Origin of the sequence: Collinsella aerofaciens, assembly GCF_018785245.1 — a bacterium.
Taxonomy (GTDB): domain Bacteria; phylum Actinomycetota; class Coriobacteriia; order Coriobacteriales; family Coriobacteriaceae; genus Collinsella; species Collinsella aerofaciens_AD.
Map to the genome: position 1 here is coordinate 57,096 of NZ_WQPL01000019.1, position 20,669 is coordinate 77,764.

The following is a 20,669-nucleotide window of genomic DNA, read 5'->3' on the forward strand; positions in this document are numbered from 1 at the left end:
CGGACGGGCTTCTGTGCTCGATATAAGGTTTACGCGGCGGGGCTGCAAGGCCCGGCGGTGTAGCTTAGCGTCGACGCTTCCAGATAATGCCGAGGATGATGACGATGATGCCGCCGATAAGGCACGCGCCAACTACTGCCAGCGTGTGGTCTCCCGTTGCGGCGAGCTTACCGGTCGTCTTCTTGGTGATGACCTTCGTGGTCGTCGTGTCCGTCTTGGGCGAGGGCTTAGGCGTCGGGGCCGGTGTGGGCGTGGGGTCCACGGCAGCGGAGCCAAAGCTGATGGTGCCCGCGAGCGAGGCCATCTTGCTCTCCCAGCCGTTCTGCCCGATCAGCGCCCTCAGCGCCGCCTCGCACGTGCCCCACTCGGTGTACTTGGTGGCGTGTGCAAAGGTGGGAAAGTCGGTCGTGTTGGTGATGATGTAGTTGTTGGTGGCGACGGTATAGGCCTTGGCGGGGTCGAGCGTGCTGCCGTCCTTGGTGAGTGTGGCACTCACAATGCGCTTGCCTTCGGGCTGCGTCCAATCAATCGTAACGTTGATGCCGCCAAAGGAGAGAACGCTGCCAGAGTCATCGCGCCACTTGTACTTGTCTTGCGCCTCCTGCTCGGTATGGCCGGCTGCCACGTAGGCTTGCTGAAGCTCGTAGCTGTGATTGCACTCGTCGCTGATCTGCAGTGAGTGCTCGAGCGCTGCCAGGAAGTCCGCGCCGGTCATGGTCCAGGTCTCCACGGTGTTGCCGTAAGGCGAGATAGCGATGACGTTGCCGGCGGTCACATCGCCCGCAGCGATGCCACCGCGGATGCCGCCAGCGTTTTCGATAGCGAGGTCCGCGCCCGTCAAGGCAAGATAGGAGCCGCAAATCACATGGCCGATGGTCTGGGCCTTGGTGGTATCGCCCTCCTTGCTGGGGCGGAAATCGGTGGTGCGCACCATTTCCCAACCATGCGTGCCTGCGGCGTCCTCGCCGTAGAAATAGTTGGTGGTGGATGTGCCGAGCACCTTGTTCGATTCGTTTTCAAAGGCCACGTCGAGCGGCTTGATCTTGTTGCGGACGGCTTCAAGGCGGTTTTGGTAGTCGGAGCCCTTGTCGGGGTCTGCCAAAAGGTCATTGACGTTCTTGGCGGTGTAGAGCTTCTCGTCAGTGCCGCCTGCAGGGACTGTGACCGTGTCATCGTCGGTCGTCTCGGTGCCATTCGTGTCGTACTTGTACGGAATGGAAAGCAGCCCCACCTCGGCAAAGGCGCTGCCTGCCTCGACAACGTGGATCGTCTTGCCGTCGGCTCCCGTCACCTTCTCGTTAAGGTTGATGTGCTCGTGGCCTGCGATAAGGGCATCGACGCCACGGAGCCGCGTGGCAAAGGTCTTTGCGTCGAGCGTGTGCGCGATACACACAACAACATCGCAGCCCTCCTTGCGCAGCTGCTCCGCCTCGGCATTGATGGCGTTCGCGGCACTCGAGAAGCTGGTGCCCGCGACCAGGTCCGCGCGCAGCGAGGAACCTAGCGACTCATCCATGGCTCCGACGACGCCGACCTTGATTTTGTAGGCGAATGTGGAGTGATCCTCGCTATCCTCCCAGGTGCGATCGAGCGTCTTCGTGATGCTCGAGCTCCATACGCCGTTCGAGGACGTTGCATTCGCGCAGAGCATGGCGAAGGGCGTGCCGGTGGTGCTGTAGCCGGTCATGGTGCGGAGTTTGTCCGCGCCGTAGCTCCAGTCGTGGTTGCCTGGCGTGGTTGCGTCGTAGCCGTCGGCGTAGAAGGTGTCCATGAGCTCGGCGATGCTCTTGCCCTCGCTCATGGTGGCGAAGGGCTGTCCGTGGAAGGTGTCGCCCGCATCGAGTAAAAGATCGGGGGCGCTGCTTTGGGCGCTATAGAAAACCGCCAGTCCGTCAAAGCCCACAGTGCCGGTGCCCTTGCTTGCGTTGTAGCTGTACTTGTAGCTGCCGTGGATATCGTTGGTGTGCATGACGGCCACGGAGCCGTCAATAGCGGCGGGCAGGTTTCCCGCGAAAGCGAGGCTTGGGATGCCTGCGAGCGCGCCGGCAAACAACGCGGCGGCCAACGCAAAGCGGGGGAGTCTTTTCATGGCAGTTTCCTTAGTCCTTAGCCAGAATGTCTGGTTGAATATCGGATTATCGACATAATATGCGAAAACCGCCGCAAGGGCCTCTGTCCCTTTGCGGCGGTTTTGGCGTTTGCGCAGATAAAACCTACCAAAATAAACCTGTCCCTTTTTGGCAGGTTTTAGCTTAGCAGCATGCGGTCGTTGGCGAGCTCGCCGCCCGAGACCTCCTCGAACTTCTGCAGCAGGTCGGCCACGGTGAGCGACTTCTTCTCGTCGCCGGCCACGTCGTAGATCACATGGCCCTCGTGCATCATGATCAGACGGTTGCCCAGACGGATAGCGTCGTTCATGTTGTGCGTGACCATGAGCGTGGTCAGGTGGTTCTCGTCGACGATCTCCTCGGTCAGGTTGAGCACCTTAGAGGCCGTCTTGGGGTCGAGGGCCGCAGTGTGCTCGTCGAGCAGCAGCAGGCGCGGCCTGGTGAGCGTGGCCATCAGCAGGGTGAGTGCCTGGCGCTGGCCACCCGAGAGCAGGCCGACCTTGGCGTTGAGACGCGTGTCCAGACCAAGGTCCAGGCGCTTGAGCAGCTCAACGTACTCATCTTTCTCGGCCTTGGTGACGCCCCACGAAAGGCCGCGACGCTGGCCGCGACGCTTGGCGAGGGCCAAGTTCTCGGCAATCTGCATGTCGGCAGCGGTACCGCGCATGGGGTCCTGAAACACGCGGCCCAGGTACTTGGCGCGCTGCGACTCGCTCAGGCGCGAGATGTCGGTGCCGTCGAGCTCGATAACGCCCGAATCGAGCGGGTACACGCCGGCGATCATGTTGAGCAGCGTGGACTTGCCGGCGCCGTTGCCGCCGATCACGGTTACAAAGTCGCCGTCATTCAGGGTGAGGTCGACGCCGGTGAGCGCGCGCTTCTCGGTGACGGTGCCCTTGTTAAAGGTCTTCTTGACATGCGAGAGCTTAAGCATCTGCCTCATCTCCCTTCGTGTAGGAGCTGCGGAGCTTATAGCGCTCCCAAACCACGGGCACGCACAGGGCCACAGCGACAATTACGGCGGAGAGCAGCTTCATGTCGTTGGCGTCCATGCCCAACTGCAGCACGATGGCGCGGATGAGGAAGTACACCACGGAGCCAAAGACGGCGGAGGCAAGACGGACGCTAAACTGCGTGAGGCCGCCGGGCAGCAGACGGCCGAGCACCTCGCCGATAACAATGGCGGCAAGACCGATAACGATGGCACCGGTGCCCATACCAATGTCGGCATACTTTTGGCTCTGGCAGATGAGCGCGCCCGAAAGGCCGATGAGGGCGTTGGAGAGCACGAGGGCGATCATCTTGGTGGAGTTGGTGTTGACGCCCAGAGCGCGGATCATGTACTCGTTGTTGCCGGTGGCTCGCAGCGCCGAGCCGATCTCGGTGCCAAAGAACCAATACAGGATGGCAACGATAGCCACGGCGAGCAGGATGCCCAAGATGATGGCAACGGTGGACTGCGGCAGACCGGTCATATTGCTGACGGCGGAGAACACGGTGCCCTTGGCAAGAATGGGCGTATTGGACTTGCCCATGATGCGCAGGTTGATGGACCACAGGCTGATCTGGGTGAGGATTCCGGCGAGGATCGCAGGAATCTCAAAGACGGTGGTCAAAATGCCCGTGACGGCGCCCGCGATGGCGCCGGCGCACATACCGGCCAGCACGGCGAGCAGCGGGTCGACGTTGTTATTGACGATGAGCACAGCGCAGACGCAGCCGCCGAGGGCAAAGCTGCCGTCGCAGGTCATATCGGGAATGTCGAGCAGGCGGAACGTGATAAACACGCCAAGCACCATAATGCCCCAGAGGACGCCCTGCGAAACGGCGCCCTGCAATGCAATGAGCATGCTTCATACCTCCTAGGATAGGGTGGACACGTGATTCACCATAATAGCGGTAACAATGCATAGAAGAGCTGCGGACAGACGTTTTGTTTTACCTGAAACAAGCAGGGCGGACGCCGGTCTACAGCGCCCGCCCCTGTGGCTCAGATATTGAATAACGCGGCTAAAGCGCGAGCACGGGCTCTAGACGCATGCCGCGTATGGCATTACGCGTCCAGAGCGGAAAGGTCGATGCCCAGGGCCTCGGCCATTTCGTCGTTCTTGACGACGACCAGGTCCTTGCTCGAGAGGTGCTTGATCGGCATGTCTTCGGGCTTGGCCTCGCCCTTCAGGATCTTAACGGCCATCTCGCCCGCGGCGTAGCCCAGGTCCTCGTAATTGATGGAGAGGGTGAACAGGCCGCCAGCCATGCACATACCCTCCTCGCCAGTCACGAAGGGAAGCTTGTTTTCCTTGCAGATCTGGCCGACCTGCGAGGCACCCGCGGCGATGGTGTTGTCGGTGGGGGAGTACAGTGCGTCGACCTTGCCCACGGCAGACTCGACGACGGACTGAATCTCGTTGGAGCTCGAGACGGTGAAGTCAGTGTACTCGAGGCCAAGCTTGTCGAGCTCCTTCTTGGCGGCCTTGATTTGGACGTCGGAGTTGGACTCGGCGGTGCAGTAGAGCAGGCCGACCTTCTTTACGTCGGGCAGGACCTTCTGCATCATCTCGAGCTGCTCGGCGACCGGGGTGAGGTCGGAAGCGCCCGTGACGTTGGTGCTGGGCTTGTCGTTGTCCTGGACCAGGCCGGAGGCGGCGTAGTCGGTGATGGCGCAGCCCACGATGGGGATATCGGCCGTGGCGCCGGCGGCAGCCTGCGCGGCGGGCGTGGCGATGGCATAAATCAGGTTGACGTTGTCGCCCACAAACTTGTCGGCAATGGACTTACACGTGGACTGGTCGTTCTGGGCGTTCTTCTGGTCGATCTTGACCTTAAGGCCGCTCTTCTTGATGGCCTTGACGAAGCCGTCGTTGGCGGCATCGAGCGCGGAGTGCTCGGTGAGCTGCAGAACGCCGATGGTGTAGTCGGAACCGGCGGCAGCGGAGCCGGAACCAGAGCTGCCGCCGCATCCGGCGAGCGGGGCGAGCGCGAGCAGGCCGGCGGAGACCAGAAGGCTCCTGCGGCTGATGGTGATGTCCTTCATATCATTACCCCCAGTATAAAAATGGCTGGAAACACTGCACTGGGACAAAGTGCAAGTGGGACTATAGTAGCGCTGATGTCCATTTTTACAACAGCCTGGCGGGTTTTTTAATACAGAATCGGATGGGCGGTACGGGTAGTCGAATGGGCGGCGGAGGGTCTTATGCGGCGGAGGAGGCGTCGTCCTCGTCCAGGGCGGCGAAGAGCTTCTTGCCGTCGAGCAGGCGCGTGCTGACGTTTCTCATACGGGCGATCTCGACGGTGCGCAGCGTATCGTCGGTGCCTCGGGCGTCGTAGACCGTTCCCAGCAGATACGAGATGCCATCGCGCTGCCTGATGGCAAAGGGACGGAGTGTCATCCGTGCTGCTTCGGTTTCGCCGCGTGTCGTGACGCTCGAAATATCAAAACTCACCGTGGTTCCGTGGTCGATGGCCTGCTCGACGAGCTCGCACGTGTCGATGCGCTTGATGGGCGTGCGTGTTGCCTTGGTAGCCTTGCTGCCTGCGCTTGGAGCGGGTTCGGGTGTATCGAGGTAGCCGCGAACGTCGGCGCTCGCCATGGCAACTAAGTGCTGCGCCATGCTCTTGCGGATAGCGATAGGCGTGGAGCGGTTGCGCATGACCATACCGTGGAGCCGGATGATCTCTTCATCGGTGAGCGGGCGGGTAAGAAGTTTGTAGCCCACGCCGCGTTTGTATTCAATTTCGTATCCGGCATGGCGAAGCGCGGAGATGGCGGTGTAGATGCTGCGCCGCGCCGCCGAGATGGGCATGCGGGCGGGGTCGTCGGGATGGGCGAGGCGCCGGATCAGCTCATCGGAAAGCATGGCCTTGTCTTCGCCGGTGTTTTCGCTCAAGAGCTGCAGGATACGAACGGCGCGATAGGCTGCCATCGAGGCGGCGCCCCTCGTCGTGGTGTCGTAGGTTTCAACAGCGGCTTCGGTCATGGTGCCCACGTCCTTTCCGTTTTGGGTGGCGACGGTATGGAGCCTAGGACGCGGGGCTTTCCCAGGGGCGCAGGGCGCTCTGGGCGGTCGGTAGTCGTCGGCAAACGGCGGGTCGAGTTTTCAACAGCCCTGCTCAACTGACCAAAAACTTGCCAAAAGCTTGACGGATGCTGTTGAAAAAAGCGTCTCTCGACCGATGTCGAGAGACGCTTGTGCGATGAGCGTTGGCGTGTGGCGACGCGAGCTAGCGTTCGACGATTAGAAGTCGGCGTTGCCCACGGTGCGCGGGTGCGGCAGGACGTCGCGGATGTTGCCCACGCCGGTCAGATACATGACCAAGCGCTCGAAGCCCAGACCGTAGCCGGCGTGCTTGCAGGAACCGTAGCGGCGCAGGTCAAGGTAGTACTTGTACTGCTCGGGATTCATACCCAGGTCCTTGATGCGGGCCTCGAGCAGATCCAGGCGCTCCTCGCGCTGGGAGCCACCGATGATCTCGCCGATGCCCGGCACCAGGCAGTCGGCGGCGGCGACGGTCTTGCCGTCCTCGTTCATGCGCATGTAGAACGCCTTGATCTCGGCCGGGTAGTCGGTCACGAAGGTCGGGCGCTTAAAGTGCTCCTCGGTCAGGAAACGCTCGTGCTCGGTTTGCAGGTCGATGCCCCAGCTCACGGGATAGTCAAACTTGTGACCGGCGGCGACGGCCTGCTCCAGGATCTCGACGGCCTCGGTGTAGGTAACGCGGGCAAAGTCGGAGTTGGCGACATGGTCCAGGCGCTCGAGCAGACCCTTGTCCACAAACTTGTTGAGCATATTGAGCTCGTCGGGGCAGGTTGCCATGACGTCCTTAAGGACGTACTTGAGCATGGCCTCGGCGTTATCCATGTAGTCGTTAAGGTCGGCAAAGGCCATCTCGGGCTCGATCATCCAAAACTCGGCGGCGTGGCGCGTGGTGTTGGAGTTCTCGGCACGGAAGGTGGGGCCAAAGGTGTACACGTCGCCAAAGGCCATGGCAAAGTTCTCGGCATTGAGCTGGCCGGACACGGTGAGGCTTGCATGCTTGCCAAAGAAGTCCTGGCTCCAGTCGACCTCGCCGGACTCGGTGAGGGGCGGATTTTTGGGGTCGAGCGTGGTCACGCGGAACATCTCGCCGGCGCCCTCGCAGTCACTCGTGGTGATGATGGGGGTGTTGACGTAGACAAAGCCCTGCTCCTGGAAGAAGCGGTGGATGGCGGCAGCCGCGACAGAGCGGATGCGGAACACGGCGCGGAACAGGTTGGTGCGCGGACGCAGGTGCTGCTGGGTGCGCAGGAACTCGACGGTTGCGCGCTTCTTCTGCAGCGGGTAATCCGGGGCGCTCGTGCCCTCGACCTCGATGGAGGTGGCAGAAAGCTCGAAAGGCTGGGGCGCATCGGGGGTCAGCTTGACGGTGCCGGTGCAAATGAGTGCGGCCGAGACGTTTTGATGGGCGATCTCGTCGTAGTTGTCGAGTGCCTCGCGGTTCATGACGACCTGCAGGTCGCGGAAGCAGCTGCCGTCGTTGAGCGTAACAAAGCCAAAGTTCTTCATGTCGCGGACGGACTTGACCCAGCCGGCGACGGTGACGGTCTGGCCGCCGAGCGACTCGGCATCGGCATAGAGCTGCGCGATTTTGGTGCGGTTCACGTATCCTCCCATAACGGTTGAATGATAGTTATCCATACAGTTCGATATTTTAGCAGCTCGGCTCATTTGGGCTATACAGATAAGGCATTGGCGGGATGGTTTTTCAAACGAAAAGCGCCCGCGGCCTAATGGTCGTGGGCGCTTGACGAGGTGCCTTTTGGCTGTGTGGCGCGGGGCCTGGCTACTTGGTCTTGGCAACCAGCAGCGGGTCGCCAAGCTTGACGAGCGGGTTGCCGCCGATAAGCGTTCCAGACTCGCCGACATGGTCGATGCTCTTAAGACGATCGAGCTCGGAGACGATGACGGTCACGATGTCCTCGTGACCAGCGGCCTTAATGGCCTCGCGGTCGAAGCTGATGAGCGGCTGGCCTGCCTTGACCACATCGCCCATCTCGACAAAGCGGGCAAAACCCTTGCCGTTCATTTCTACGGTGCCCAGGCCAACATGGATGAACACGCGAAGACCGTCCTCGGTGATTATGCCAATGGAGTGGTTGGTGACAGTGGTGGCGCCGATGCGGCCGTTGGCGGGCGCATAGATGGTGCCGGTAATGGGCTCGATGCCATAGCCCTGGCCAAGCATGCCCGAGGCGATCGTCTCGTCGGGAACTTCGTCCAGGTTGACGAGCACGCCGTTGACGGGGGCGTAGATGACGCCTTCGCGGGTAGCGAAGCTTGCTGCGGGCGGAACGGACGCCTCGCCGGTCGAGGTGAAGGTGGACTTAAGCGAATCGAGCAGACCCATAGTTGCCTCCAACTTAAATAGGCGCATATCGCGCGTTTGGTTTGCCGGAAACGTTTCGCATGTGTTTCGCGGCTTGGTCAACGCCCCTATTTTACGCTGCTCAACGATACCTCTGAACTGGGATTATGTGATATATCAGTTGAAGGGAAACTTATTGCCGGAGTGTTTCTGCGCCACGGGTTCAAGTGGGGTACGCTTGAAGGCGAAAAACAAGGGCGCATAATTTGCGCGAAGGGAGCACATATGATTGTCGAGAACCATGCACTGTGGGGCGAGGAGCCGACCGAGGAATATCCGGCGACGTTTACGTATTTGGGTGCCGAGCCGCTGCCCGACAAGCCCAATGGCCGCCGCCCCGCGGTGATTATCTGCGGCGGAGGCGGGTTTACGCATATCGCTCCGCACGAGCAGGACCCGGTGGCGTTTGCGTTTTTGGATCACGGTTACCAGACCTTTGTGCTCAACTATGTCACGAGTTCTACGGGTGACGTGAGCTTTCCGCACCCCCAGGCAGATCTTGCCAAGATGGTCGCCACGGTGCGCGCCAACGCAGACGAGTGGCATGTCGATCCTAAGCGTGTGTGCGTCGTGGGATTCTCGGCGGGCGGCATGATCTGTGCTTCGCTGGCAACGCAATGGAAGACTGGTCCCTTCGCGGGCTTGGCAGGGGCGCGTCCGGACGACATTCGTCCCGATGCCGTGGTGCTGGGCTATCCATTGCTCGACTTTGCCTATGTGCGCGACATGCAGACGCGCGATCCGCGCATTGACTTGCGTGTGCCCAAGACGGGCGGCAAGACGGGGCGCGATTTGCTCAACGACTACCTGTCGATGGTGACGGGTGGCGAGGCAACTGACGAGCATTTGGCCGATATCTGCCCCACCACACATGTTTCGCGTCAGATGCCGCCGACCTTTGTGTGGGGCGTGTCCGACGACAAGACGGCGCCGATCGCGCAGGTCTACCCGTTTGCGCAGCGCATGGCCGAGGAGGGCGTTGCATGCGAGATGCACGTCTTCGACCAGGGTGGTCATGGCCTTTCGCTCGGCAACGCCAACACCGCGGTCGACAACGAGGACAAGCAGGTTTCCGTCCGTCCCTGGATCCGCCTGGCCTTCCGCTTCCTCGAGCGCCATCTGTAAGAGTCCCGGCATCCAAGCTCTTCAATAACTTGCGGTGAAATAGTTCCTATCTGGGGCATCAACCAGCCCATCCAGGAACTATTCCACCGCAACTTCGTTTTTGATGCCCCGTCCGGAAACTGCGCCCCAGTTTTGCCTTTCAAGGTGGGACGCAGTTTCCCATAGGGCCTCGACTGGGAAAGCGCGTCCCGTTTCGAGCGGGGATTCCGGGATGCATTTTCCGTAAGAGGCCTGTTTGGGAAACCATATCCCGTTTCGAGCCGGAATTCTGGGATGTAGTTTCCCCGAGAGGCCTCATCGGGAAACTATGGCCCTGAACTCTCCTGCCTGTCCCCATTGCGCCAATTTGCTGATTGAACATCGTTGTGTGTTCGCGCTATCATGCATGGTTAAATTGGTTAGCCGTGGCAAACGGTTAGCCAAGGTGAACATAAATGCAACGCCCTGTGGGCGCCGGGGGAGGAACACGGACGTGAAGCTCGATACACTCGAGATTGGAAAGGACGCCGTTGTCGCATCGGTGGCATCGGACGATCAGGCACTCCGACAGCATATTTTGGACATGGGCCTAACGCCGGGCACCGAAGTCACCATGATGAAGTACGCCCCCATGGGCGACCCGCTCGAGATCCGCCTGCGCGGCTACGAATTGACACTGCGCAAGGACGATGCCGCTCGCATCGAGCTTGTGGGTATTCACGACACCGATACGGGTCCGCGCGCTAACGCCGCAATCGGCACGACGGAGCATCCGGCCCTGGGCGAGGGAACGTATTCGCCCCGCGCCGCGAAGACGGCCGTGCCCGAGGGCGCGCCACTGCATTTTGCCCTCGCCGGCAACCAAAACTGCGGCAAGACCACGCTGTTCAACCAGCTGACGGGTTCCAACCGGCACGTCGGTAACTTTCCCGGCGTGACGGTCGATCGCAAGGACGGCACTATTCGTAACCACCCCGAGGCGAGCGTTACCGACCTGCCCGGCATTTATTCGCTGTCTCCGTACACGGGCGAAGAGATCGTCAGCCGCCAATTCATCTTGGACGAAAACCCCGACGCCATCATCGACATCATCGACGCTACTAATATTGAACGTAACCTGTACCTGACGCTGCAGCTTATGGAGCTCGACCGCCCCATGGTCATCGCGCTCAACATGATGGACGAGGTGACGGCCAACGGCGGCGCCGTGGACGTCAATCTGCTCGAGAGCCTGTTGGGCGTGCCAGTTGTCCCCATTAGCGCTGCCCGCAACGAGGGTATCGGCGAGCTGGTGGATCATGCCTTGCACGTGGCGCGGTTCCGCGAGCGCCCCGGTCGCCTGGACTTCTGTGCGCCCGATGGCTCGGACGGCGGTGCACTGCATCGCTGCATCCACGGCATCGCCAATCTGATTGAGGATCACGCCACAACGGCGCACATTCCGGTGCGTTTTGCGGCGACCAAGCTGGTTGAGGGCGACGAGCTGGTGACCGAGGCGCTTCACCTGGATCGCAACGAGCTCGACGCTATCGAGCACATCATTACCCAGATGGAGGGCGAGGCCGGCACCGACCGCCTGTCCGCGCTGGCCGATATGCGCTTTAGCTTTATCGGCGACGTGTGTGGGCGCTGCGTCGTCAAACCGCACGAGAGCCGCGAGCACGTGCGCTCCGTCAAGATCGACCGCATCCTGACGGGTCGCTACACGGCCATTCCGGCGTTCCTGGTGATCATGGGCCTCGTTTTTTGGCTGACATTTGGCGTGATCGGCGCGGCGTTGCAGGGACTCATGGAGGACGGTATCGCTGTCATCATCGCCTCGGCCGATGCGGGCCTCAAGGCGTTCGGAACCAACGACGTGGTGCGTTCGTTGGCCGTCGACGGCGTGCTTACGGGTGTGGGCAGTGTGTTGACCTTTCTGCCGATTATCGTCGTGCTCTTCTTGTTCCTCTCCATTCTGGAAGACTCGGGCTACATGGCGCGCGTGGCCTTTGTCATGGATAAGGTGCTGCGTCGCTTTGGCCTGTCGGGCCGTAGCTTTGTGCCCATGCTCGTCGGTTTTGGCTGCACCGTGCCGGCTATCATGTCAACCCGTACGCTCCCATCTGAGCACGACCGCAAGATGACCGTCATGCTCACGCCGTTCATGAGCTGCTCGGCCAAGCTGCCGGTCTACGGCCTGCTGTGCGGGGCGTTTTTCCCACAGGCGACAGTTCCCGCCATGGTCTCGCTCTATCTGATCGGTATCGTGGTCGGCTGCATCGCGGCTTTGGTGCTCAACCGCACGGCATTTAAGGGCGACCCGGTGCCGTTTATCATGGAGCTTCCCAATTACCGCCTGCCGAGCGTCAAGACGACGGTGATGCTGGCATGGGATAAGGCCAAGGACTTCATCACCAAGGCCTTTACCATTATCTTTGCCGCTACGGTGGTCATCTGGTTCCTGCAGACGTTCGATATCCGCTTTAACGTGGTCGCCGACCAGTCGCAAAGCCTGCTTGCGGGCCTCGGCAGCATCATCGCGCCGGTGCTGGCGCCGCTCGGTTTTGGCGACTGGCGTGCATCGACGGCGCTCGTCACCGGACTTATTGCCAAAGAGAGCGTCATCTCGACGCTCACGGTGCTTTTGGGCGCAACCTCTCCCGCGGCACTGTCAGCCATGTTTTCGCCGTTTACCGCCTACGTGTTCTTGGTCTTTACGCTGCTGTACCCGCCTTGCGTGGCGTCCATCGGCGCCGTCAAGAGCGAGTTGGGCGCACGCTATGCCGTGGCCGTATTCGCGTTTCAGGTGACGGTCGCCTGGGTCGTGGCGTTTGTCGTGCATTCGGCGGGCATGTTGCTGGGGTTGGCTTAGCTATTTATTGACGGCGCAACCTCTGTGTATTGAGTTGATTGCGGCCCTGCATCTGTACTGACGGATGCGGGGCCGTTGCTATATAATCGCCCACCGCCCAAGACAATCGGAGAGGTTTCCTACATGACTCAGGCAAGACAAGATGGCATCTCGCTCAGGCAGTGGCTCCCGCTTATCGGGCTCGCCTGTTGCGCGTTCGTGTTCAATACGTCGGAGTTTATGCCCATCGGCCTTCTGACTGATATCGCCGCATCGTTCTCGCTCACCGAGGCCCAGGCAGGCATCATGATCTCGGTCTACGCCTGGGGCGTCATGCTGCTGTCACTGCCGCTTATGGTGTTTGCCTCGCGCTTTGAGTTCAAGCGTATGCTGCTCGGCGTGCTCGCCGTGTTTTCTCTGGGTCAGTTCCTGTCCGCTGTGGCACCGACATATCCTATCCTGGTTTGCGCACGCCTGGTGGTCGCCTGCGCGCATGCCGTGTTCTGGTCAGTCGCCTCGATTATGGCCTCGCGCCTGGTCGACACCCGCCACGGGGCGCTCGCCATCAGCATGATCGCCACGGGCTCGTCCATCGCGCAGATCTTTGGCCTGCCGATCGGCCGCGCCATCGGGCTGGCTGTGGGCTGGCGCATGACATTCGCCGTGGTCGGGGCCTTCTCCGCCGCCGCGGTGGTGTACCAGGCCGCGGTGTTCCCGGCCATGCCGGCGAGCGAGCGCTTTACCGTCAAACAACTGCCCGAGCTGCTCAAGAACCCGTTCCTGATCGCGCTCTACGCAGTCACGGTCTTTATGGCGACCGGCTATTACGCAAGCTACAGCTATATCGAGCCCTTTCTGGCGCAGGTCGCGCACGTCGACGCGGGCGCCATCACCATGACGCTGACGGCGTTTGGCTGCTCTGGTCTGGTGGGCAGCTGGCTGTTCGGCCGCCTGTTCGATGGGCACCGGTTCCCGTTCTTGGCTATTACGCTCTCCGGCGTGCCGGCGGCCCTGCTGCTCATGGGTCCGGCCACATCGTCGCTCGTGGCAGTGCTTGCCGTCTGCGCGCTGTGGGGCTGCTGCGCCACAGCCTTTAACGTGGCGTTTCAGGCCGAGCTCATCAAGTACACGCCGGCGGACTCGTCGGCCGTCGCCATGTCGATCTTCTCGGGCCTGTTTAATCTGGGTATTGGCACAGGTACCGCGATCGGCGGAGCCGTGGTTTCGGGCCCCGGTATCGCCTGGATCGGCTTCGCGGGCGGGTCAATTGCGGTCGTGGGCGTTATCCTCGCCATCACGGTGATGTTCCCAGCCATCCGTCGCGCAAAGCCTATCGCCTAATCACGTTCCCTCATCAGTTGCGGTGGAATAGTTCCTGTTTAAGGCCTCTGAAGGCCCAAGCAGGAACTATTCCACCGCAACTTATTTTGGGGAAGAGGATACAAGCCGGGCATACAATGGATGTCGTTGTGTTGAGCTTACCGGGAGGTTGCTATGTGGGCATACGAGACGACGTTCTATCAGATCTATCCGCTGGGCTTCTGCGGAGCTCCGCGCGAAAACGCCGCGCCCGTTGCCGAGGATGAGCTTACCCAGGCCGCCAACGTTGCTCCTAACCCCGATGCGCCCATCATGAAGATCGCCCAGTGGGCCGACTACCTGCAGGAACTCGGCGTTGGCGCCGTGCTCATCAACCCGCCGCTTGAGTCCGATAGCCATGGCTACGACACGCGCAGTCTGCGCCATATCGACCGCCGCCTGGGTGGGGATGCCGACTTTGCCGCCGTGTGCGAGACGCTGCACGCCCATGGCATCCGCGTGGTGCTCGATGCCGTCTTCAACCACGTCGGTCGCGGCTTTTGGGCCTTCCGCGATGTGCAGGAGCGCAAGTGGGACTCGCCCTACAAGGACTGGTTCCACATCAGCTTTGACGGCGATTCTTGCTATGGCGACGGCTTTTGGTACGAGGGCTGGGAAGGCCATTTTGAGCTTGTGAAGCTCAACCTGCAAAATCCCGCTGTGGTCGATTACCTGCTCGAGTCCGTGCGCCGTTGGGCCGACGTCTTTGGCGTCGACGGCCTGCGCCTGGACGTTGCCTATATGCTTGACCGCGACTTTATGCGCCGCCTACACTCCTTTACCCGTGAGCTCAAGCCCGGCTTTGTGCTCATCGGCGAGACGCTTCACGGCGACTACAACCAGATCGTCAACGACGAGATGCTCGACTCCTGCACCAACTACGAGTGCTACAAGGGCCTGTACTCCAGCTTTAACTCGGTCAACATGTTCGAGATCGCCCATTCGCTGCACCGTCAGTTTGGCGGCGACCCCTGGTGCATCTACCGCGGCAAACATCTGCTGTCGTTTGTCGACAACCACGATGTGCCGCGCCTGGCAAGCATCCTCACCGACAAGTCCTGTCTGCGTCCCGCCTACGGCATGCTCTTTGGCATGCCGGGCATCCCGTGCGTCTACTATGGCAGCGAGTGGGGAATTGCTGGCGAAAAGGGCGGCCCCGATGGCGACTGGGCGCTGCGCCCTGCGCTCGATGAGCCTGCGCCCAATGAGCTGACGGCGTTCATCACGCAACTCGCACACCTTCGCTCGGCCGATGACGCGGCGGCCCGTGCTCTCAACTACGGTGCCTATCGCAACGTGGTGATCCAGAACAAGCAGCTGCTGTTCGAGCGCGCCTGTGACGACGCGACGGTGCTCGTGGCGGTGAACGCCGTGGGCGAGCCTTACACCTTTGGCGCCGGCGAGCTCAACGGGTCCTTCGTCGACCTGCTTGCCGACGATGCGCCCACGGTCGAGCTGACGGGCACCCTTGAACTTGCACCCTACGAGGTGCGCTATCTGTTGAGAGCCTAGCCCATGGCCGCATCTGACAAGGGCTACCAACATATTGAGCATGGGTTTGAGCCCGTGTTCGACCAGCACTCGCGCGTTTTGGTGCTCGGGTCGTTTCCCTCGGTGCTTTCGCGCGCCAATGCCTTTTATTACGGCAACCCTCAGAATCGCTTTTGGCGTGTGGTGGCCGCGTGCCTCGGTGTGCCTGTTCCGCCCAACGAGGGCGATTCTTTGGCAAGCGGTGAGCCCGCGACGCTCGATGCCTCCATTGCCGTCAAGCGGGTCATGCTGCTTAACGGCGGCGTAGCCCTGTGGGATGTGATCGAGAGTTGTGACATTAAGGGCTCGAGCGACGCGAGCATTCGCAACGTTGTGCCGGCACATATCGAGCGCATTACCGATGCCGCGCCGATTGAGGTCGTTGTCTGTAACGGCGGCACGGCAGGGCGACTCTACAAACGCTACTTGCAAGATCGGACGGGGCTGCCTGCCATCGTCCTGCCCTCGACAAGTCCCGCCAATGCCGCCTGGCGCCTGGAGCGTCTTGTTGAGCGTTGGCACGAAGCCGTTGACTGGGCTGTTATTTAATTTAGATTTTTGTTTGAGCGTGGGCGCCCAGACGTTTCAGAACGCCTCGCCAGATCGGCGCGGGCACGGCTGGCTCGGCGCAAACCATGCCGTCGGTGTCGACGTTGGCGGCATTGCCGCCGCCAAGTCGCTGTGCATGCTCGACGGAGCAGCCCATGCGCACAGCGCCCACAAGCTTATCTATCGCTTCCGAAAACGGTCGGCGCAAAAGTCCCATGCGCGGAGAATGACGAAGCGCCGCGAAGCCGCTGCCGGCACAGATGACAACGCCTCCACACCACAATTGGTCATGGCGCTCACATGCCTTGTGCAGGCGAACGGCGGTCCCACGCGCCTGCTCAGTGCCCTCTCGTGCGGCTCGAATTGCGGCATAGACGCGCGTTCCCGTACCGCCAAAGCGCTCAAGCGCCTGCTCGATAGCTGTCAACGTCTCATCGTCAGCCACATCTTCAATGGCCAGCACGATGCCATCGGCAACGCTGCCGGCGTCATTTGCCTTCAAGTCGACCGGGCGGGGGAGTGCGGTGCCGGAAAGCTGTGCATAGGCGGCGATGGCATCCTGCAGGTCCCAGAGCAAAAACTCAAGATCGGCACTATTGGGAATGCTGATATACGCAATGGTTTGCAGCGTTTTTGGTACATCGCTGCGCGCGGTCGGCTCCATGCTGCCTCCTTTCCGGTTGGTTTCCGTTTAGGTTACACCGTCCGGCGGCGCCCCGCCGCGCTATCCTAGTGCAACCCTTACGAAAGGAACGCCATGCGACTGCCCATGAATACCTCGCTTGCCACGCTCAAGCCCTCCGGCATCCGTCGGATCAATGCGCTCGCCGCCCAGCACCCGGGGTGCATCGCGCTTGCGCTTGGCGAGCCCGATTTTCCCACGCCCGATGTGATTAGCGCCGAGGTGACCGCCGCACTGGACCGCGGTGACACGCACTATCCGCCCAACAACGGTCGCCCCGCCCTGCGTGAGGCGTTATCTGCCTACATGGGGGATGCGGGCCTTACGTTTTCGGCCGACGAGGTCATCCTAACCGACGGTGCGACCGAGGCCCTGTCGGCAGCATTCATGGCTATGCTCAACCCCGGCGACGAGGTCATTATCCCCACGCCGGCCTTTGGCCTGTACGAGAGCATCGTCGTGGCCAACCACGCCAAGGCGGTCTTTTTGGATACGGAGCCTGCGCAATTCCAGATTGACGAGGACGCACTTCGTGCTTGCGTGACGCCGGCGACCAAGGCCATCGTCATCTGCACGCCCAACAATCCTACGGGTTGCATCCTCAACGCGGCTTCGCTCGACGCCGTGGCGCGCGTGGCAGAGCAGGCGGGCATCTACGTGGTCTGCGACGACGTATACAACCGCCTGGTTTATGTGGATGGCTACGAGCGCTTTGCCCAGCGTCACCCGGAGCTGCGTGAACAGACGGTCATCATCGAGAGCTTCTCCAAGCCCTGGTCCATGACCGGCTGGCGCCTGGGCTGGCTCGCGGCAGCGGCACCCGTCATCGCCGAGATCGCCAAGGCTCACCAATACTTAGTATCGAGTGCCGTCTCCTTCGAAATGGACGCCGCAGCGCGAGCCCTGACCGTCGACCCCACCCCCATGCTCGAAGTCTACCGAGCCCGCCGCGAACGCGTGCTCGCAGCCTTAAACGCCATGGGCCTCGACGTAGTTGAACCGGCGGGAGCCTTCTACGCCTTCCCCAGCATCAAACAGTACGGCCTAACCAGCGAAGCCTTCTGTATCAAAGCCATCAAAGAAGCAAACGTAGCCCTAGTCCCGGGCGACTGCTTCGGCACCGAAGGCCACATCCGCTTAAGCTACTGCGTAAGCGATGAAAATCTGGACGAAGGCCTCCGCCGCCTGTCCGCCTTCATTTCAACTTTGTAGCCCTAAGGGATGCAACACATCAGCCCACCGACCCAAGCATTATGAGTGGGGCGCGCCGGCCAACGGAAAACCGGGCTGCCCCATAGTTGACGCAGGCCGCGCCGCCGAAGGCCAGGCGCAAGGTTTTCGTAGATTCCGCACGAGCCGAAGAGCACTTAATGTGCTCTTCGTGCGAGCCAGGACTTGACCGAGCGAAAACCTTGCGCCTGGCCTTCGGCGGCGCGGCCGGATGGTGGAATTGTGTACAGCCCGGTTTTCCGTTGACCGACGCCGGGGTCCCCGCCATAATACTTTCGGTTCACGCACGAATCCGCTGCCAGAGACAGCCGGCGCAAACGGGCATTGCCCGCGAGCTTAATGGGATATCCCGCCAGCCGAGGTGGTCGAGTAGATATGTCTTCTCGCCCCCGTCGCTCATGCAGCGCGGGGGCTTTCTTTTTGGACATGCCCCCGTCACGTCCTTGTGGCGGACCGTGCCCGGAAAGAATTCGAGGAGGTGTAATTCATGCCCCAGCAGTACAAAATCGACAAGGTTGCAGAGATCGAGTCCCGTATCGCCGAGAACGCCGGTCTGTTCGTCGTCAACTACAACGGTCTGACGGTTAAGCAGGCTCAGGAGCTGCGTCATCAGCTTCGCGAGTGCGGCGCCGAGATGAAGGTCTACAAGAACAACCTGGTCAAGATCGCCCTCAAGAACCAGGAGCAGCCCGAGCTCGACGAGATTCTCGCCGGCCCCGTCGCTTATGTGTTCTACGAGTCCGAGCCGGTCGAGGCCGCTAAGGCCCTTAAGGACTTCTCCGCTAAGTCCAAGGGCGTCCTTGAGATCAAGGGCGGTATCTCCGACGGCAAGGCCGTTTCCGCTGATGATGTTAAGGCTATCGCCGAGCTGCCCACCAAGGATCAGCTTCTCGGCCAGATCGCCGGTCTCATCTCCGGTTTCGCTCGCGACATCGCTGTCTGCGTCAACGGCGTTTCCTCTGGTCTCGCTCGTTCGATCCAGCAGGTCTCCGAGCAGAAGGCAGCCTAGTCGCTGTTTTCACCCGCGGCGGCAACGCCGCACCCCTGGCGCATTCGCGCCGTGTTTTAACTGATCTCCGTGCACTGACACGGAAACCGAAAGGACTTAGAAATGGCTAAGCTTACCACCGATGAGATCATCGATGCTCTTAAGGAAATGACCCTTCTCGAGGCTTCCGAGCTCGTTAAGGCTATCGAGGACACCTTCGGCGTTTCCGCCGCTGCTCCTGCCGCTGTTGTCGCCGCTCCCGCTGCTGGCGCTGCTGAGGCCGAGGAGAAGACCGAGTTTGACGTCGTGCTCGAGGGCTTCGGCGACAACAAGATCCAGGTCATCAAGGCCGTCCGTGAGCTCACCAACCTTGGCCTGAAGGAGGCCAAGGAGGTCGTCGAGGGCGCTCCCAAGGCTGTTCTCGAGGGTGCCAAGAAGGAGGACGCCGAGGCTGCCAAGGAGAAGCTCGAGGCTGCTGGCGCTGCTGTCACCCTCAAGTAATCAGGCTTTCTCGCCAGATTTCTTTGCAGACGGGGTTCGCATTGCGAGCCCCGTCTTTTTTGTTTTTCGGTCCCTCGGCATCGGTAGCTCAAACTGCCATGTTCTGTGATTTGCGTCGTATCGGGTGCCTTGCCGTTGGGCAATAAAATTGCACCATTCGAGCAATAATTTGCGTTGACCTGCTGAAGAATTGTCTCTGCCTTGTAGCGACATATAGTTCCAGCGGTAAGATGCTTGGGTATCGCAATTTGGTCTGCGGCCGTGCGCCGCACGCATGGGGCGCTTTTGCGCCTGCGAAAGGATCTTTGAATAACATGAAGGCAATCATCCCCGCCGCCGGTCTTGGCACGCGTTTTCTGCCTGGCACCAAGTGCACGCCCAAAGAGATGCTGCCGGTGCTCGACAAGCCCGTCATTCAGTACGTCGTCGAGGAGGCGCTCGACCCCGAGGAAGTCGACGACGCCATCATCGTTACATCTCCCGGTAAGCCCGAGCTACTGAACTACTTCCAGCCCGATCGCTCGCTCGAGAACCTGCTGCGCGAGCGCGGCAAGAACGCCTATGCCGATGCCGTCGCCCACGCTGGCGGTATGCCGGTCGACTTCCGTTATCAGTACGAGCCCAAGGGCCTCGGCCATGCTATCCGCTCTGCTGCCGACGCCGTGGCAGGGGAGAACTTCCTGGTTCTTCTGGGCGACTACGTTGTGCCTAATCGCGACATCTGCGACAAGATGCTCGCCGTTTCCAAGGAGCACGGTGGAGCTTCGGTTATCGCCGTCGCTGCTTGCTCGCCCGAGGAAGTCAGCCGCTACGGCGTTATCGCCGGCGAGCGCGTCGGTTCGCTCGAGGGCGCCGAGGACGTTGCCGATGCAGAGCCGGGCGCTGTCTGGCGCATCGGCGGTCTGGTCGAGAAGCCCGCTCCCGAGGCGGCTCCGTCCAACCTGTACATTGTCGGCCGTTATCTGCTGAGCCCGCTGGTCATGGACCTGCTCGCTGATCAGCAGGCCGGCAAGGGCGGCGAGATTCAGCTTACCGACGCCATGGCCCGCTCGCTCGACCGCGAGGCCATGTACGCGGTCGTCATCGACCCGCTGTCGGGCTACGACACCGGCACTCCCTCTGGCTGGATGGCCACCAACGCTCTCATGGCTGCAAGCGATCCTCGCTTTGCAAGCGCCTTCTGGGACGCCATCGACGAGCGCGGCGGCTTGATGCGCAAGTAAGCCTTCGGACATCGACATTTACGGGCGCGGACCTCGGTTCGCGCCCGTTTTTTATAAGAGCTGCGATTGCCGGCTCTCTGTTCACAGAAAATATATGAACAGATGTTCGGTATACCACTATCTACCTGTGTGTTTTCTGTCGAAAAACTTTGCTACT

Annotated in this window: 17 protein-coding genes; 9 read left to right on the forward strand and 8 right to left on the reverse strand. The window is 61.1% G+C overall.

The window, feature by feature from the left end; all coding sequences use genetic code 11:
• Positions 1-64: 64 nt before the first annotated feature.
• The 7 genes from GPK39_RS04320 to GPK39_RS04350 all read right to left on the reverse strand — a co-directional run bounded on the left by GPK39_RS04320 (position 65) and on the right by GPK39_RS04350 (position 8,495).
• Positions 65-2,089 (reverse strand): bifunctional metallophosphatase/5'-nucleotidase, encoded by a 2,025-nt coding sequence (locus tag GPK39_RS04320; protein ID WP_215674021.1) that lies wholly within the window; start codon positions 2,087-2,089, stop codon positions 65-67.
• 158 nt (positions 2,090-2,247) lie between these two features.
• The gene (locus tag GPK39_RS04325) at positions 2,248-3,042 is read right to left on the reverse strand and encodes an ABC transporter ATP-binding protein (protein ID WP_055250279.1); all 795 of its coding nucleotides are present in this window, start codon (positions 3,040-3,042) and stop codon (positions 2,248-2,250) included.
• Complete coding sequence (locus tag GPK39_RS04330) at positions 3,035-3,958, reverse strand: ABC transporter permease (protein ID WP_006234992.1); 924 nt, start codon at positions 3,956-3,958, stop codon at positions 3,035-3,037. The genes GPK39_RS04325 and GPK39_RS04330 overlap by 8 nt, the downstream gene beginning before the upstream one ends.
• Before the next feature lie 203 nt (positions 3,959-4,161).
• Positions 4,162-5,142, reverse strand: coding sequence for an ABC transporter substrate-binding protein (locus GPK39_RS04335; protein ID WP_215674023.1), 981 nt, complete (start codon positions 5,140-5,142; stop codon positions 4,162-4,164).
• A 160-nt stretch (positions 5,143-5,302) separates the two neighbouring features.
• Positions 5,303-6,088, reverse strand: a complete 786-nt coding sequence (locus GPK39_RS04340; protein ID WP_117745796.1) for a hypothetical protein — start codon at positions 6,086-6,088, stop codon at positions 5,303-5,305.
• Positions 6,089-6,346: 258 nt separating this feature from the next.
• Positions 6,347-7,750 (reverse strand): asparagine--tRNA ligase, encoded by a 1,404-nt coding sequence (asnS, locus tag GPK39_RS04345; RefSeq protein WP_055285210.1) that lies wholly within the window; start codon positions 7,748-7,750, stop codon positions 6,347-6,349.
• Positions 7,751-7,931: 181 nt separating this feature from the next.
• A complete protein-coding gene (locus GPK39_RS04350) occupies positions 7,932-8,495 on the reverse strand; it encodes a PTS sugar transporter subunit IIA (RefSeq protein WP_252204666.1) in 564 nt (187 codons plus the stop codon).
• A 243-nt stretch (positions 8,496-8,738) separates the two neighbouring features.
• Between GPK39_RS04350 and GPK39_RS04355 the strand changes: the two genes are divergently transcribed.
• The 5 genes from GPK39_RS04355 (at position 8,739) to GPK39_RS04375 (ending at position 15,888) form a co-directional block, all read left to right on the forward strand.
• A complete protein-coding gene (locus GPK39_RS04355) occupies positions 8,739-9,638 on the forward strand; it encodes an alpha/beta hydrolase (RefSeq protein ID WP_215674027.1) in 900 nt (299 codons plus the stop codon).
• A gap of 472 nt (positions 9,639-10,110) precedes the next feature.
• Positions 10,111-12,471 carry a ferrous iron transport protein B gene (gene feoB, locus GPK39_RS04360; protein WP_215674029.1) on the forward strand — a complete coding sequence of 787 codons (2,361 nt, stop codon included), beginning with the start codon at positions 10,111-10,113 and terminating at the stop codon, positions 12,469-12,471.
• Between the two features lie 123 nt (positions 12,472-12,594).
• Complete coding sequence (locus GPK39_RS04365; protein WP_215674032.1) at positions 12,595-13,791, forward strand: MFS transporter; 1,197 nt, start codon at positions 12,595-12,597, stop codon at positions 13,789-13,791.
• Positions 13,792-13,944: 153 nt separating this feature from the next.
• Complete coding sequence (locus tag GPK39_RS04370; RefSeq protein WP_195503398.1) at positions 13,945-15,321, forward strand: alpha-amylase family glycosyl hydrolase; 1,377 nt, start codon at positions 13,945-13,947, stop codon at positions 15,319-15,321.
• A 3-nt stretch (positions 15,322-15,324) separates the two neighbouring features.
• Positions 15,325-15,888: a uracil-DNA glycosylase family protein gene (locus GPK39_RS04375; RefSeq protein ID WP_195503397.1), complete on the forward strand. Its 564-nt coding sequence runs from the start codon at positions 15,325-15,327 to the stop codon at positions 15,886-15,888.
• A 1-nt stretch (position 15,889) separates the two neighbouring features.
• Here GPK39_RS04375 and GPK39_RS04380 read toward each other — a convergent pair whose 3' ends face one another.
• A complete protein-coding gene (locus GPK39_RS04380) occupies positions 15,890-16,552 on the reverse strand; it encodes a hypothetical protein (RefSeq protein WP_195503396.1) in 663 nt (220 codons plus the stop codon).
• A 93-nt stretch (positions 16,553-16,645) separates the two neighbouring features.
• Here GPK39_RS04380 and GPK39_RS04385 point away from each other — a divergent pair, with 93 nt between their 5' ends.
• The 4 genes from GPK39_RS04385 (at position 16,646) to GPK39_RS04400 (ending at position 20,512) form a co-directional block, all read left to right on the forward strand.
• Positions 16,646-17,782 (forward strand): pyridoxal phosphate-dependent aminotransferase, encoded by a 1,137-nt coding sequence (locus GPK39_RS04385; RefSeq protein WP_215674034.1) that lies wholly within the window; start codon positions 16,646-16,648, stop codon positions 17,780-17,782.
• Between the two features lie 505 nt (positions 17,783-18,287).
• Positions 18,288-18,809: a 50S ribosomal protein L10 gene (gene rplJ / locus GPK39_RS04390; RefSeq protein WP_006235004.1), complete on the forward strand. Its 522-nt coding sequence runs from the start codon at positions 18,288-18,290 to the stop codon at positions 18,807-18,809.
• Positions 18,810-18,911: 102 nt separating this feature from the next.
• Positions 18,912-19,289, forward strand: coding sequence for a 50S ribosomal protein L7/L12 (rplL, locus tag GPK39_RS04395; protein ID WP_006235005.1), 378 nt, complete (start codon positions 18,912-18,914; stop codon positions 19,287-19,289).
• A 314-nt stretch (positions 19,290-19,603) separates the two neighbouring features.
• Entirely contained in the window at positions 19,604-20,512 is a 909-nt protein-coding gene (locus tag GPK39_RS04400; protein WP_117745808.1) for a UTP--glucose-1-phosphate uridylyltransferase, read from the forward strand.
• Positions 20,513-20,669 lie beyond the last annotated feature (157 nt).